This window comes from Pantoea sp. RIT-PI-b (genome assembly GCF_001187905.1).
Classification (GTDB): domain Bacteria; phylum Pseudomonadota; class Gammaproteobacteria; order Enterobacterales; family Enterobacteriaceae; genus Pantoea; species Pantoea nemavictus.
On the sequence record NZ_LGIS01000033.1, the window covers coordinates 371,082 to 386,670 of the forward strand.

10 protein-coding genes are annotated in these 15,589 nt (G+C 52.7%); 9 read left to right on the top strand and 1 reads right to left on the bottom strand.

From position 1 onward, the window contains the following. Positions 1-23: 23 nt before the first annotated feature. The 9 genes from AC790_RS22590 (at position 24) to AC790_RS22630 (ending at position 13,717) form a co-directional block, all read left to right on the top strand. On the top strand, positions 24-830 hold the full coding sequence (locus tag AC790_RS22590) for a hypothetical protein (protein WP_007892514.1): 807 nt from the start codon (positions 24-26) through the stop codon (positions 828-830). Positions 831-999: 169 nt separating this feature from the next. Beyond that, positions 1,000-2,307: a hypothetical protein gene (locus AC790_RS22595; RefSeq protein ID WP_049853290.1), complete on the top strand. Its 1,308-nt coding sequence runs from the start codon at positions 1,000-1,002 to the stop codon at positions 2,305-2,307. A gap of 39 nt (positions 2,308-2,346) precedes the next feature. Further along, positions 2,347-2,856 (top strand): hypothetical protein, encoded by a 510-nt coding sequence (locus tag AC790_RS22600; protein ID WP_049853291.1) that lies wholly within the window; start codon positions 2,347-2,349, stop codon positions 2,854-2,856. Positions 2,857-3,111: 255 nt separating this feature from the next. Continuing rightward, positions 3,112-5,412, top strand: a complete 2,301-nt coding sequence (locus AC790_RS22605; RefSeq protein ID WP_049853292.1) for a type I secretion system permease/ATPase — start codon at positions 3,112-3,114, stop codon at positions 5,410-5,412. Next, on the top strand, positions 5,409-6,653 hold the full coding sequence (locus tag AC790_RS22610) for an HlyD family type I secretion periplasmic adaptor subunit (protein WP_007892524.1): 1,245 nt from the start codon (positions 5,409-5,411) through the stop codon (positions 6,651-6,653). The genes AC790_RS22605 and AC790_RS22610 overlap by 4 nt, the downstream gene beginning before the upstream one ends. A 77-nt stretch (positions 6,654-6,730) precedes the next feature. Then, positions 6,731-8,644 (top strand): TolC family protein, encoded by a 1,914-nt coding sequence (locus AC790_RS22615; protein WP_235440766.1) that lies wholly within the window; start codon positions 6,731-6,733, stop codon positions 8,642-8,644. Between the two features lie 51 nt (positions 8,645-8,695). Beyond that, on the top strand, positions 8,696-9,415 hold the full coding sequence (locus tag AC790_RS22620; RefSeq protein ID WP_049853294.1) for a response regulator transcription factor: 720 nt from the start codon (positions 8,696-8,698) through the stop codon (positions 9,413-9,415). A 5-nt stretch (positions 9,416-9,420) separates the two neighbouring features. Further along, positions 9,421-10,050: a LuxR C-terminal-related transcriptional regulator gene (locus tag AC790_RS22625; protein ID WP_072093474.1), complete on the top strand. Its 630-nt coding sequence runs from the start codon at positions 9,421-9,423 to the stop codon at positions 10,048-10,050. Positions 10,051-10,204: 154 nt separating this feature from the next. Next, positions 10,205-13,717 (top strand): transporter substrate-binding domain-containing protein, encoded by a 3,513-nt coding sequence (locus tag AC790_RS22630; RefSeq protein ID WP_049853295.1) that lies wholly within the window; start codon positions 10,205-10,207, stop codon positions 13,715-13,717. A 52-nt stretch (positions 13,718-13,769) separates the two neighbouring features. On the opposite strand, the gene AC790_RS22635 is transcribed toward AC790_RS22630, so the two are convergent. Then, positions 13,770-15,413: a methyl-accepting chemotaxis protein gene (locus AC790_RS22635; protein ID WP_049853296.1), complete on the bottom strand. Its 1,644-nt coding sequence runs from the start codon at positions 15,411-15,413 to the stop codon at positions 13,770-13,772. Between the last annotated feature and the right edge of the window lie 176 nt (positions 15,414-15,589).

Below are 15,589 nucleotides of genomic sequence, written 5' to 3' on the forward strand. Positions count from 1 at the left end.
CAGCGCCCCAGGAAATTTTAACCATGTCTGCGGTAAAGCGTCACATCTTCTGCTTCATGCTGCTGGCACCTTGCCTGCCAGCCGCCTCGGCCTCAACCATTGAGTCCAGTAAGTTTGGCGAGCCCTATTCCAAACATCAGCCGGTTACCCAGCAGTTAAGCCAGGTGATCTTTTATCGCCCGTTAGCCGAGATCACCGCGAACGGCGGGGCCACGGTGTATATCGATGGCAAAATGCACACCAGCCTGTTGCCCGGCGGGTATACCTCCTTTTGCGTGCCGCCGGGTATTCATAGCCTTGGCGTGCGCTTAAGTCGATTTTTACCCGCAGCCGGTGAGGAGCGCGCGCTGTTCCTGACCACCATGAAGCCAGGTCGCACCTACTTCCTGCGCGTCGATGAGCAAGCCCTGCTGGACCAACCGCCTGAACCGGTGCGCGTGTTGCCAGGTGAAAAAGAGGTGCAGCATACGCGCCGCCAGGCTCATTTACTCTCGCGCGCCACCTCTGTCATTCCTTGCGCCTTCGATTACGCCCGCGCCCAACCGATGATTGATTATCTGCTGCCTAACACCTCGCTGTTTACCGACAACACCACACTTTCTCAGCAGGGACGCGAAGCCATTTCCGATCTGGCGGTACAAATTCGTCGCAATCACAACTGGATCAATCAGCTGCGCGTGGTGTTTGGTGCTGAAGTCGCCAGCGGCCGTCCGCAGCGTGAGGCGCAGATTCGCCAGGCGCTGATTGATGCCGCGATTGCGCCCAACACCATCGTGTTTGATCAGGCGATGCACCCGCAGCAAAACATGCTGATTCTGCAAGTCAACTAAGCAGCGACGGGTAATTGAGCCCAGGCCCGCTTCCAAGACCTGGCTTATGGTGACATTCGCGTTAAAACACCAGAATTGTCTGAAAGATTGGGTCAGCAGGGGCTGGCCCGACATGGAAAACCAACCCGATAGATTGATTACGCAATTTTGCGCAATAAGGACAACCAGCATGAACATTCATTCATCTACTCAGGCCGGGACAGCACCTGCAGCATGGCTGTCCGGTCGTTTTCTGCCACACATTTTTGCCGGGGATCGCCCGGAGAAATTCAAATCAACCGAGTGGTCGACACTCGACGTCCGTAACCACGCCTGGTCTGAAGGCGGTCAACTGATGCAGTCGCTTAACCAGGCTAACGGCATCACCAGTCTGCACGGTTTAGTGGTGCACGGCGCTGCCTGCGCGTCACTGCTGGCGCTGGGCAGCATGGCTGCAGTAGGACGTGAAAGTAGCTATGAATTGGTGATGGCGAACGTGGCTTATGCCACACCGGGCGGGGAGTTTATCGGCCAGTGGCCAACGCCGGTCACGCCGGTAGAGCCGCAGCAGCCCGCGAGCGAAACCCGTAAAGGTGACGAGCAGCACAATGAGATTTTCATGCCAGTGGTTGAAGATGTGGCGCTGAGCGAACCGCAAAGCCAGCAAACGGTGCAGGAAGAGGTGCTGGTCAGCCATCAGGTTGACAACGAAATGCCCAAAACGGTCTTCGAGCAGCTGATTCTGACCGCAGAAGAGTTACCGGCGCTGGAGGAAGCGGAGAAGGCCGTCACGGCGAATCCTATCGTGCACTTTAGCGTTGAGGCGGTTAACGCACAGCAAGGTGCGTTGCCGGAATCGGGTATTTCTCATGACGATCGCCCGAGCTTTAAGGGGCAAGCCGCACCCGGTAGCCTGATTGAATTGGTGAACCAGCATGGCGAGATTCTCGGCAGCAGTGTGGTAGACCAAAGCGGTCACTGGTACATCGAACTGCATCAACCCCTGGACAATGGCAGCTACGACTTCAGCTTCTACACCACCGGTAGCGATGGCGTGCGTGAGATGGCAGGGCAAAACCTGCATCTGATTATTGCCGTTGCACCGGTCATGGTCGAACCCGTCATTGTCGAGAGCGGACTACCGATTATCGATGCACCCTCCTTCAGCGTGCTGCCGATAATCGAAAATGAACCGGTACTTAATCTTGACCTGATTGTGGCGGTTGAGCCGGTGCAAGTGGCCAGCGATTTCGCGTTTGGCCTTAGCGATCTGCTGCTGGATAGCGCCACGGAGCTGCTGTTTGTTGAATCCCCTGATCAAACCCTGGCGACATTCGATGAATCTGCGCTGCAGATGCTGATCCATCCACAAGGCGGCATCACGCTGTGGCAAGAGCAGGAGGATCTGGCACTGATGGGGATTGAATACACACCAACGGCGGCCGCCCTCAGCACCGACGCGATGTTGGCTGACCTGATGGCTCAATATAACGACTAACCGGGAGCGCGGGTGGCAAGTTGTCACCCGCTGTATCTAATGAAAAAACAGATCATTTTTGCGCTGCTGGCGTGTTTTGCATCGGCATACGTGCAGGCGATTTCGCCGACGCCGCCATCCCCGACGACGTCTGCAGACCGCCTTGCTGACGGTAAGCCGGGCGCCAACCAGGTGAGAGTGGTCTATTACCGCAAGGACGACCGCGTCGGCGATGGGGTCGCCAATCTGTATGTCGACGGTGAGTTTCATGCCGCGCTGCTGCCCAATAGTTATAACGTTTTTTGCCTGACGCCAGGACGGCACTTTATTGGTTCGTGGTTCAAAGAGGCGCCGCACTATTTAGGTAAAGAGGCGCCGACGCAGGAGTACCAATTCAAAGCGGGCGAAACAATTTTTCTACGCGTTGATGCCTCATATAATGGTCGTTCGCTTATCAAACAAAAACAGCAGGTTGAATTGGAATCTGTTGGCTTACACGAAAGTATTCATATGCTTTCCCGAGCTTCAGCCGTTGTCCCCTGCAAAAGTGGTGTTTTTGATGCTTCCTGATGTTATACCCTTGCAGTGTGAGCGCGTAGCTACCTGCTTTTAATTAACACAAGTTATTGTTAATACATCCTTATTTTGATGAAGCTCCTTTCATTGGAATAAGGATTTTTTTTTGCCGTAATTATGCACTTCTTCCCTTCATCCAAGACCCGGCTTGTATGCCCCATAAGCGCCGTCTGTCAGAATTTTCTCAAATCGCAGGAATTTTCCTGCACAAAGAATTGCCACCTTCGATACAACGACTGAGATGCTGAAATGGACGCGAACTCGCTGACTGAGCAACAAGAATCTGAACTGCAGGCCAATGCGCGGATACAAACCCGCATAGACGACACACTTTTGCAAAGCCTTTCATGGATTTGCCACCACTATGGTATGGGGAAAAGCGATGACGCGCTGATGGCTGGCCTGCCAAAAGGCACCTTGCTGACGCCGTCATTGGCACTCAAAGCACTGGAAAATGCCAACATGGCCGGCGGTTTGGTTGAGCGCCAGGCTTGGGAATTACCTGAGCAGGTTATGCCGATTATTCTGGTGCGCAAAGGAGCGGGCGGCAGTCTGTTGTTAGGTCGTGAGCGTCGTAAAAACGACGAAGACAAGATGACGCTTTACTATCAGCTCATCATGCCGGAAGTCAGCCCTTCGCCGGTTGAAATCACTCACGAAGAGTTAAACGAATGGTACTCCGGTTATGCCATTCTGGTGAAACCGGTCGCCAAAGTTGATCCGCAGGTTGCCGATGATCTGCCGCAGAACCAGAAGCACTGGCTGTTCAGCACCTTATGGATTTATCGCCGTTATTATCGCAGCGCCGCGTTAGCCGCCGTGCTAGTCAACGTGCTGGCTTTGGCAAGCATCTTCTTCACCATGAACGTTTATGACCGCGTCATTCCTAACCAGGCGTTTGTCACGCTGTGGTCGCTGGCGATTGGTGTGGTTGTGGCCATGGTATTTGAAGCGATTACCCGCTATGTGCGTGCGCATCTGCTCGACGTTGCCGGTAAAAAAGCTGACCTGATACTCGGCAGCGTGTTATTCCGCCAGGCACTGGCGGTGCGGATGGAAAACAAGCCGTCATCTTCAGGACTGTTTGCTAACCAGCTGCGTGAATTCGAATCGGTGCGTGATTTCGTCTCCTCTGCCACGCTGGCCGCCATCTCTGACCTGCCGTTTGTCCTGCTGTTTGTCGCCGTCATCTTCATGATTGGCGGACCGCTGGGCTGGGTACCCTTGATGATGATTCCGACCATCATTTTGGTCAGCGTGATTATCCAGTGGCCGCTGAAAAAGATCATGCGTAGCAACCTGCAGGAAGCCTCGTTGAAGCAGGGCGTGTTGATTGAATCCATTGAGGGCATGGAAACCCTGAAAGCCGTCGCAGGCGAAGCGCACATGCAGCGTCGCTGGCAGAACTTCAGCGCCATGCAGGCCGAGAGCGGCATGAAATCCAAGCGTATCTCGACTGGCGCAATGGGCGCGGTGACCTTCCTGCAGCAATTCCAAACCGTGCTGTTAATCGTGATTGGTGTCTATCTGATCTCCGACGGCACGCTGACCATGGGTGCGCTGATTGCGACCGTGATGCTCTCTGGTCGCGCCACCGCGCCGCTGGGTCAGGTGATGGGACTGGCGGTACGTTATCAGCAGGCAAAAGCAGCGCTGGATTCACTCAACAAGCTGATGGAAATGCCGACCGATCGCGATCCTGAGCAGGTCTATCTGCCACAGCCAGAGTTGAATGGCGACGTCGAACTGAAAAACATCGCTTTCTCTTATCCCGCACCGCCAATGCGCCCGAACCCGGAAATTCTCACCGGTATCTCGGTCACCATTAAAGCGGGCGAACGTGTAGCCATCCTCGGACGTATCGGCAGCGGTAAATCGACGCTGCTGCGCATTATGGCGCGCCTGTATCAACCGGTGAAAGGGCAGGTTTTTGCGGGCGGACTGGATGTCAACCAGATCGACCCAGCCGACTGGCGCCGTGCGGTGGGCTTTGTCGGCCAGGATGCGCGTCTGTTCTACGGCACGCTGCGTGAAAACGTGATGATCGGCCAGCCGGATGCCACTTCCAATGAGTTGCTGCGCGTTTTGCGCCTCACCGGTCTCGATCAAATCGCCGCACGCCATCCTGCAGGTATCAACCTGCCGGTGGGTGAACACGGTAATGCCTTGTCAGGCGGGCAGCGTCAATTGGTTTCCCTGGCACGTACGCTGCTGCTGCGTCCTAAGGTGCTGCTGCTGGACGAACCGACCAGCGCGATGGACAACCAGACCGAGGCTATTTTCCTTGAGCATCTGAAGAAGGCGACTGCCGACCAAACGCTGGTGGTGGTGACGCATCGTCCATCGCTGCTGGCGCTGGTCGATCGCATCATCATCGTCGAAAACGGCAGGGTTGCCGCAGACGGTCCAAAAGCCAACATTCTGGCAACCCTGCGCGGTGAGGCGGCTCAGGCACCGGTATCAGTGCAGAAAAAGCCGATTGCCACACCACAAACTTCCGCTAATGAGTCGGTTAATCCCGAGGCATCAGCGCAGGAGAAAACTGTATGAAATGGCCACGTTTAGGCTTTGGTAAGCAAAAGAAATTTGTTTCTGCTGCCGATGCCCACTTTATGAACGACATCCAGGAATCGTTGATGTCACAAAGCACGCCTGGCTCGCGCCTGGTGCTGTGGATGATCCTGATTATTTTTAGCTCGGCGCTTATCTGGGCTAGCCTGGCACGCGTGGAAGAGATTACGCGCGGCGACGCCACCATTATTTCGAAAAGCCGTGAGCAGGTGATCCAGAGCCTCGAAGGCGGGATTTTGGCTGAGATGAACGTGCGTGAAGGGGATGTGGTTGAGCAGGGGCAAATTCTGCTGAAAATCGACCCAACACGTGCACAGTCCAGCTATCGCGAAGTGCTAAATAAAGTGATTGGCCTTAAGGCGACCATCACCCGTTTACGTGCTGAAGCCTATCAAATGCCACTGAAGTTCGACGAGCAGGTGATGTCTGATCCTGCAGTCGTCCAGCAGGAAACACGTGCCTATAACTCGCGCAAAAAAGCGCTGGATGAAAGCGTCGAGTCTTTACAACGCAGCTATGCCTTATCAATGCGCGAAGTCTCGCTGGCTGAGCCGCTGGCTAAGCGCGGATTGCTGTCGGAAGTTGAACTGTTGCGCATGCGTCGTTCCGCTAACGATCTGCTGTCGCAGGTTGTTGAACGTAAGAACCGTTTCCAGGCGGATGCCAACTCCGAATTGATCAAGCTGGAGCTGGAGCTGTCGCAAACCTCTGAAAACCTGATTGGCCGCTCTGACGTGCTGGAGCGCACCAGCATCAGCGCTCCGGTACGTGGCACGGTGAAGAATGTGCGTGTTAACACCATCGGCGGCGTTATCCAGCCGGGCGAGCACATCATGGAGATCGTCCCATTGGAAGATCAGCTGCTGGTGGAAGGCAAAATCCGTCCTTCTGATGTCGCCTTCCTGCGTCCCGGTTTGCCAGCGATGGTGAAGATCACCGCCTATGACTACGCCATTTATGGCGGATTGACCGGCAAGGTCGAGTTCATCAGCCCTGACACCCTCAAGGACGATCAGAAAGCCGCGGCTGGGCGCCCGGACGATACCTACTATCGCGTGATGATTCTCACCGATCACAGCTCGCTGACCGCAGGCGGTAAAGAGCTGCCCATTATTCCCGGCATGATCGCCACCGTTGAGATTCGTACCGGCGAAAAAACCATTCTTGATTACTTGCTGAAACCGGTAATGAAAGCCCGTGAAGCGTTTCGTGAGCGTTAATACTAATGAACAATACTTCTTTGCAGTTTAGAACCCAGGTTGGCTTGTTAGCAGTACTAATTGCATCACAGTTTTGGATGTCCACCGCCGATGCAAGTATTGAAGACGATGAGTTATTGCAGTTTATCTCTGCGGCGCAGCAGCCCAAAAAGACAGCGCCAGTGACGTCCGCGCGTCCGGCGAGCGTCTTCCGCGATAGCAATAGCAGTGGTGCCGCCACCGCAGTAACCGAGTCAAATAGCCGTGCCCGCGCACCGGTGAGTGTCTCGCTACCCACGCCGGTGGTGCGCACGCCGGTGGCAACACCCGCGACAACGCTGGCGGCTTCAACGCAGTCGTTAACTAAAAAAACAACCGTGACGGCTCCCGCTGTGGGTGTGCGTCAACCGGTATTGATTTGGGAGTCAGAGCCAGCCGTCAGCGCTCCGCGCGCTCAAGCCTTGCCAAAAGCGGAAGCAAAGCCGGGCAATGCGCCCGTTCGTCCACTGTTTTCTGGCCAGGCTTCGACAACCATCGCAGCTGCGCCAGTAACGAATGTTGTGGCAAAACCGGTTGTCGACGTGAAAGAAAATGTGGGGCCAGCGGTAAGTTCTGCGGCGCAACAACGCGCAGCGGCGGAACTTAACCAACAGCAAAACGTTAACTTTAATCCGTTCACTGCAGTACCCGAGGAGCCTGTTGCAGCCTCAAATCAGGAGGCTAAGCAGCTAAACCGTTTAAACGCGTTACCTTCAGCTGCAGCGCTTAACAGCCATCACAAAGGGGCTGGCCCGGATGAAAATGCGCTCCGCGCCATATTTTATCGCGCCACGCAAATTGCATTGCAGACCAGCCCGCAGTTGCGTAGTGCGCAGTTTAGCGTGCAGGCAGCAGAGGCGAATGTCGATGAAGCTAAAGGGCAACGCTGGCCTCAGGTTGATTTGAGCACCAGTTCACGTTCTGTTCAGTTTGGCGGTGGCGAAAAGAGTAAGCAGAGCAATGTACCGGCAGTCAGCATGAATATGGCCACCACGCTCTACGATTTCGGTCAAACCGGCCATACTATTGATAGTCGTAAAAAGACCGCCAACGCAGCCAGTAGCGCGGTGAATGCTTCTGCTGAAGATCTCGCCTGGCAGGTGAGTGGCGCATTAGTCGAACTGAGTAAGCAGCGGTTAATCATCGAATTGAGCCAACAATACGTTGCGCGCATGAAAGAGCTGGTGAAAATGCTGAGCGGTATTGTTGGTTCGGACCCAGGCCGCCGCAGTGAATTAACCCAGGCAAGGGGGCGCGAGCTTCAGGCGCAGTCTTCGCTGGACAACGCGCTGGCCAAAGCGCGTGAAACGGAAATTACGCTGTATAAATTGATTGGTAATACCGAGGTGCCTTTACCGCGCACCGCGCAGTGGAATCTTGCGTTGTCCTCAATGGAACGCTTGCTGGCGAACGTTGATCAGCATCCGGTGCTCCGCCAGGCGCAGGCGCAGACTGAAGCCGCCATTGCTGAGGCTAAGGCGGTGCGTTCCAGCAATATGCCAAAAGTGAATTGGGTGGTGAGTAAAAATACCGCTGAGGATCAATTTGGTCGTCAGCAAGCCTGGCAGACCGGTGTCAATGTTACCTGGGGCGTTTTCCGTGGCGGTTCAGGCACTGCAGCAGAGCAGGCTGCACTGCAACGTGCTGAAGCGCAGCGCGAACAAATTGCAGAACAAAAGCGCGATCTTGACTATCGTATACGTAACGCCGACCAAGACGCGCGCTCCATGCTGCAGCGTGCTGATCTTTACCGTAATTTGACGGTTGAGTCCGATCGTATTCGCTTGGCGTTCTTTGACCAGTGGTACCACCTGGGGAAAAGGACTTTGCTTGACGTGTTATCTGCAGAATCTGATTACTACAACAACCGCGTGGCCGAAGTGACCAATCGCTTCGACAGTTACAGTGCCACCTTCCGCGGCTACGCCAGCGCAGGCCAGCTCATTCCATGGCTGAGTGGCAACTTACGCTGATTTCACTGGATATCAGTCACACAAAGAGATTATTTACTGAGGTCATTAAAGATGAGTTGGTTATCTGATAACAAAAAAATATCTATCGTTCTACTGGATGATCATCCCATTATCCGCAGTTCGCTGCAGATGGTGATTACGGACGAAAAAGATTTCGTGCTCAGCGGCTGTTTCGGCCTGAGCAACGAGTTAATGCGTTACTTACGTACCGATCGGCCTGATGTGTTGATCCTCGATTATATTTTGGGCGATGAAGAGTTAGATGGATTATCGCTGATTCGTCAGATTTTAAATCATTATCCGTCGATGAAGATTTTGCTCTCCTCCTCAGTTGAGAGCCTGGCGGTGATCCGCACGGCTTATAACATCGGTATTCGTGGCTACGTGAGTAAACGCGCGACCATGGAAGAGTATTTTCATGCTATTCGTCATGTTGCTAACGGCCAGATTTACCGCCCGGAAAATATTAAACATGAGCTGCTGGCCATGCCGGTAAAAGCGCCATCTGCCCCAATAAATAAGGGCGAAGAGGGCGTTGAAGGTGAAGCAGCGGAAAGTCGTGAAGATGTATTCCGTAATGTGCAATTGCTTACTCCGCGTGAATCTGAAATTTTGCGATGCTTCCTCGATGGCATGACGATTTTGCAAATCTCCGCCAAAATAAAGCGCAGTCGCAAGACCATCAGCGGCCATAAACAATCCGGCATGCGTAAGCTGGGTATCAAAAGCGATATTGAGCTGTTCAAATATCGCGATGATTTATTCAACTGATCATTATGAATAACGTAATCATTGTCGAAACGCTCGAGCAAAGACGAAGAGTCATTCAGTCTGTATTACTCACGCAAAATATGCGGGTATTAGGGAGTGCAACTAATGGTTATGAAGCCTTGCAATTGGTAGAAACCGTTGTGGCGGATACAGTAATAATGAGCACGGAATTACCCGCTATTTCGGCCATTGAGGTACTGGAACTGCTCAATAAACGTCAATATGCAGGAAAAACTATCCTGATTGCCGCGCAGCCCGAGCAACAATCAACGGAGGCTTTTCGTCGCTGTGGCGCGGCAGCACTGATTGGCGAAGATAATCTTCCCCAGGATCTGCCGCGCGCCATCGATGCTGTTCAGGACGGTTACGCTTTTTTTCCATTGCAAACCTGCAGCGATGTGGTGGAATTAAGTGCCAGCAATTCACCGCACTCGCTGGAAGAGAAACTCTCGGCGCAAGAGCATAAAGTATTGCAATTCCTGCTGCGTGGATTAAGTAACAGTGAAATCGCGCAAATGATGGGGCTGAGCTGTAAAACGGTCAGCACCTATAAAGCGCGTGTGTTACAAAAGACCCAGGCAAGAAATTTGGTTGAGTTGGTCGGGAAATTATCTCCTGCGACAAAGCTGTATTGACACGCTATTTAGCAAAGATCCGTCTGATGTGATGATGCTGGGCAGGTATAAAAGAGGGTTTTAACGTGAAAGGAGCATTATGAGATTTTGGCGTCGGGTCAGATTACAGTTATGTCTCAGCGTATTTATCCTAAGTTATGGATTAACTCAGGTTATGGCTGCAACCGAACAAATGATCCTGCTCAGTCGTGTCAACGATGCAGTCGATGCCACTATCCCGCTAACGTTATCTCCTGAAGGTGAACAGTGGGTTAAGCACCATCCGGTATTAAAAGTTGGCGTTTTTTCACGTGACTGGCCGCCATTCACCTTTCGCAGCAGTCGTAACGAATTGCAGGGAATTTCTGCTGAATATCTTAATCAAATTACCGCTATGTTGGGCGTTTCGGTTGAGGTTACCCGCTTTGAGAGTGAGCAGGCACTGTGGCAAGCGTTAAAAGATAATAAAATTGATCTCATTCCTACCGTAACGTCGTGGGGAGCGCCGCAGGATAGTCAACTGACTCAGCCTTACACCGGCGTACAATCAATTATTGCCGTACCCTCCAGGCAAAATCAGCAGCCGGGGTATTATCTTACCGATCGTACCGTGGCAATGGCGCGCGGTTTTATGCCTGAAGCAACCTTTAAGCGTTATTATCCGCTGGCGAAACTGCAAATCTATGATAATTACCAGGATGCAATCAGTGCGGTGACTTTTGGTCGCGCTGAAGTCTATTTCGGCGATGCCTATCCAGTCAGTCGTAATTTTCTAAATAATTTGCGCATCACTCAGTACGCTAGCACACCTGAAACGAAAATCAGCTTTGCGGTAAATACTAACAACGCAACCTTGCTGACTATTTTTAATCAGGCGCTAAATGCACTGCCAGCCGAATTCTCTCGCAAGATTTTACAATTCTGGTTGCCTGGGCGATCGGGACTATTGCAGGAAGGTCAGCCCATTCCACTCAATAGCGAAGAGCTATTGTGGATTAAAAAACACCCGCAATTAGATGTATTAACGCTGAAAAATTATGCACCCGTCTCGTTTATTGATAATAACGGTAATGTAAGAGGCGTGGGGCCGGATGTGCTGTCAATGGTGGCGCTCACCACCGGCTTGAATTTCCGTTTTATTCGTGGCGATAATGTCGAATCGATGATTGAACAGGTCACTGAAAATAAAGCGGACATGCTGGTGGCTTTAACGCCGAGCGCCAGTCGGCTGGAAAAACTGCGTTTTACCCGCGGATATTTACGTAATGCCTTTGTATTAGTGGTGCCTAAAAAAGATCGACAGACTCTGTCAGTAGCGGATTTACAAGGTAAGCGTTTAGGCATTATTGCCGGCACCGCAGTAGAACCGATGATCGCGCAGCAATATCCCACCATCAAAATAGTTCATGCCACTGATGCTAATCACGTGATGAAGCTGCTGGATAAGGGCAAGGTGGATGCGGTAGTCAATACGATGGTTAATACCGAATATCAATTAGTCAGCATCTACAACGACGCATTTAAAATCGTTAATACGGTCGGCGATAACCCTGCTTTTATTGCTTTTGCGGTCTCTGCAAATGAACCGATGCTACAAAATATTATTGATAAAGTTTTACTCTCTTATCCCCCGGATGAATTAGATCTTATCGGTAACCGCTGGCGACCTCATAACATGGTGGTGGAGGACAGCTTCTGGTATCGCTATAGCACCGTCATTATCGGCTCATTAAGTGCTGCGTTAGCGTTAGTACTGATTTCCGCCATTTGGGCCTTTTATCTGCGTCGCCAGACGATACTGAAAGAGCAAGCGCAACAGGCTCTGGATGATCAAAACCAAAAAATGCGTCATCTGCTGGATGGTATGCCGTTCCCGATGTTTACCCGCGATGTTCAGGGACGCCTGATCGACTGTAACCGCCACTATCTTGATATCGTGGGTCTGGAAAGATCGCAGGCGCTGGGCAAAACCATTCTGGAAGAAGCGCCTTTTCATCGACAGGAGCATGCAGTTCGCATCCACCAAATTTTTATGGATGTGATGAAAAATAACCAGCCCTATTTTGTCGATGAAACCTTTGATGTAAACCCCAACACCGGGAAAAAGAAGTTCATGGCCTTTTACTCCTGGTTTTTGCCTTATCAGGATGCCTCCGGGCAAATGGCTGGCGTATTAGGCGGGTGGATGGATATCACCGAACGCATGCAGATGACGGAAGCGCTGCGCATCGCTAAAGAGCAGGCCGAAGAGGCCAGCCGGGCTAAATCTACCTTCTTATCCACCATGAGCCATGAAATTCGTACCCCAATGAATGCGATTATTGGCATGCTCGATATTGCTATTCGTAAAGGCAAAACTGGCGAGCTGGATATGCAGGCACTGGAAGTGGCGTCAGATTCCGCAGAGGGATTAGTCGAGTTGATCGGTGATATTCTCGACATCTCGCGCATCGAAAATGGGCGCGTGGAGTTAATGCCAAAACCCGGCAATATTGTGGATATCGCGCAGAGCGTAGTGAATACCTTTAAAGGGTTGGCGTTACAAAAACAGATATCTTTGTCACTGCACGTTCCGTCTCATGCGGTTGAGAATGTGGAGATCGATGCGCTGCGTATTAAGCAGGTGATGGCCAATCTGTTAAGTAATGCGATTAAATTTACCGACAGCGGTGGCGTGCTACTGGAAGTTGAGCAGCAGTTAAACCAGATGACGCAACAGGCCGAAATTACGCTGCGCGTCAGTGACAGTGGTATTGGTATCCCTCTGGAGCAGCAATCCCAGCTGTTTCAGCCTTTTGAACAGGCGGATAACCGTCGAACCGGCACCGGGCTGGGACTCTATATTAGCCAGTCATTCTGCCGCATGATGAATGGCGACATTACGCTTGAGAGCCAGCCGTCGCAGGGCACGCGCGTAACCGCAACGATTTTACTGCCGGTGGCCAGTCAATTACCCGCCGCTGAGGTTGCTATGCCGATCAGCAAAAACCTCAGTGAAATGCGCATTCTGATGGTGGATGACAACGTTGCCAACCGCCTGCTGATGAATAAACAGTTAAGCCATTTAGGGCATCAGGTGACAGAAGCGGCAGACGGGCTGGCGGCGCTGGCGTTGATTAATCACCAACGCTGGGATCTGGTCATTACCGACTGCAATATGCCGAGCATGGATGGTTATCAACTGACCCGCGCCATTCGTGATTTGGAGCAAGCTCAGCAACTGGCCGCGCTACCGATTATCGGTTTTACGGCTGATGCCATGAATGAAGCACGCGATCGCTGTTTACAGGCCGGGATGAATGGCTGCTTATTCAAACCCTGTACGCTGGACGACGTGCGGCGCGCGCTACTTGAGGTGTTCGCTCAACCCTCTGATGCCGTGCCGACCTTCCATCTGGCTGAAATAACCGGCAACGATAGTCAACTTAACACGCAGATCATCGGGCAACTCAAACGCAGTAATGCCGATTATCAGGAAGAGCTGAACCAACTGCTGGCAAAAAGAGATGGCAAATCGTTACTTGAGCTCAATGCGCAAATTCGTGCCTCGGCACAGCGTATTCACGCAGATTTTATCCTGCGTGCCTGTGACAGCGTTGAGCAAGCCAATGAAGAGGAGCGTATTCAGGCGGGATATCAACTGCAAAGTGCTTTACAGCAGTTAGCTGTCTTACTTGATCAAGCGTAAAGCGCTAACGGTATAAAATGCCCTCCACAACAGCATTGTGGAGGGCAGCGCATTAAAAACTCTGCCAATCCGCGTCATTCACCAGCGCAACGCGCGAGGATTTCACCGGTGACGGCGTGCGCGCCACCGCTGCGGGCCGCTGAACCTCTGCAGCCTCTGCAACGTGGAACTTACCCACCAGCTGATTAAGATTCCCGGCTTGCTCCTGCAATGACTGCGAAGCGGCAGAGGCCTGCTCCACCAGCGCGGCGTTCTGCTGCGTGACGTCATCCATCTGATTTACCGCTTGCTGCACCTGCACAATGCCCTGACTCTGCTCGACGGCGGCCGCGGCGATCTCTTCCACCAGCTGACTCACCTGATGGATGGCATCGTTCATCACGCTCATGTTGCGGCCGACATCGCTCGCCTGCTCAGCACCCGCTTCGGTCAGACGGTGCGACTCTTCGATTAGCGTCTTAATCTCACGCGCGGCGGTGGTTGATCGTTGCGATAAACTGCGCACTTCACCTGCCACCACCGCAAACCCTTTCCCATGCTCACCGGCACGCGCGGCTTCTACTGCGGCGTTCAGCGCCAGAATATTGGTCTGGAAGGCGATGCCTTCAATGATTGAGACGATTTCCGTTACCTTGCGCGAGCTGCCGCGAATATTGTCCATGGTCGAAAGCATGGTGGTGAGCGATGCGCTGCTTTTTTCCGACAGTCCGCTGGCGTTAGCGGCAAGCTGGCTGGCTTGATGGGTGTTATCAGCTGTTTGACGCACGGTTTCACTCAGCTCGGTCATGCTCGCGGCGGTTTGCTCCAGCGAGGCGGCTTGCTGCTCGGTACGTGAAGAGAGATCCTCGTTGCCGGCGGAGATCTGCACGGAGGCGCTGCTGACCGATTGTGAAGCCTGACGCACAGACGACAGGGCGCCTGACACACGCTCCATCAGGATATTGAACGAATGCGCCATATTCCCGACTTCATCGCGACGGCTTTCGTCTGCTTTCAGGGTCAGATCGAGGTTTTCGCTGGCGGCCATCATCACCTTGCCGGCAGCGGACAAGCTACGACGGATACGCAACACGGTGAATAGCGACAGCAAGCCAAAAATCACCACGGTGGCAATGACGCCAGTGATGGTGGTCCAGAGTACCGAATGGAAGGTGCTACGGTTGGTGGCGCGCAGTTCATCGCCGATGGCAATATTCAGCGCCAGCTGCTTTTGGTAATCCGCAATCAATTGACGAATCGCGCCGCCGATGCCGTTTTGCTCTTCAATCAACGCCAGGCTAAGGTCATTTTGATGGGCGCGGGAAGCTGTCAGAAAGGCCGGGAGCGCGGCGCTCACCCGCTGAATATTGTCGTAAGCGAGTTCGGTTAAACGCTTATCTTCATCGCTGGAGATATCGTGTGCCATGTAGTAATCGGTAAGCGATTTCAACTCAGCCAGCTGCTTAGCGATCTCCTCTTCAACCGCCGGCATTTTGTTGTCATCGGTTTGGCTTTTATGTTTATACAGCGTCAGCGCCAGACGATTACTTCCGTCGATCAGCTTACCGAGATCTTTGATCGAGGGAATCGCATTGGCTTGCACATATTCAAAACGATCCTGAAAGCCGGAAAGCAAACTGATGGCGAGCACGGCTTGCAGAATGATGGCGGCGAACAGCATGGAAAAGGTCAGGAACAGGCGTTGGGAGATGTTCATCTTATTATCCTTAATCTAAAAGCCTCCCTGCGAACGGCGCGCAGAGAACAGGGCAGATTAATAACCATCGGCAGATGAGGGAATTTAGTTAATTTATTTTTATCAGCGGGCGCAAAAATCGTTGCGGAAAGCGAGCGTTGGCGAGAATAACAACCGAGCGCGATAAATCGCGCCGC

Coding starts and splice junctions, on each gene's coding strand:
- AC790_RS22630 (WP_049853295.1), top strand. CDS start 10,205: ATGGCTGCAACCGAACAAATGATCCTGCTCAGTCGTGTCAACGATGCA.
- AC790_RS22615 (WP_235440766.1), top strand. CDS start 6,731: ATGTCCACCGCCGATGCAAGTATTGAAGACGATGAGTTATTGCAGTTT.
- AC790_RS22595 (WP_049853290.1), top strand. CDS start 1,000: ATGAACATTCATTCATCTACTCAGGCCGGGACAGCACCTGCAGCATGG.
- AC790_RS22625 (WP_072093474.1), top strand. CDS start 9,421: ATGAATAACGTAATCATTGTCGAAACGCTCGAGCAAAGACGAAGAGTC.
- AC790_RS22600 (WP_049853291.1), top strand. CDS start 2,347: ATGAAAAAACAGATCATTTTTGCGCTGCTGGCGTGTTTTGCATCGGCA.
- AC790_RS22635 (WP_049853296.1), bottom strand. CDS start 15,413: ATGAACATCTCCCAACGCCTGTTCCTGACCTTTTCCATGCTGTTCGCC.
- AC790_RS22610 (WP_007892524.1), top strand. CDS start 5,409: ATGAAATGGCCACGTTTAGGCTTTGGTAAGCAAAAGAAATTTGTTTCT.
- AC790_RS22590 (WP_007892514.1), top strand. CDS start 24: ATGTCTGCGGTAAAGCGTCACATCTTCTGCTTCATGCTGCTGGCACCT.
- AC790_RS22620 (WP_049853294.1), top strand. CDS start 8,696: ATGAGTTGGTTATCTGATAACAAAAAAATATCTATCGTTCTACTGGAT.
- AC790_RS22605 (WP_049853292.1), top strand. CDS start 3,112: ATGGACGCGAACTCGCTGACTGAGCAACAAGAATCTGAACTGCAGGCC.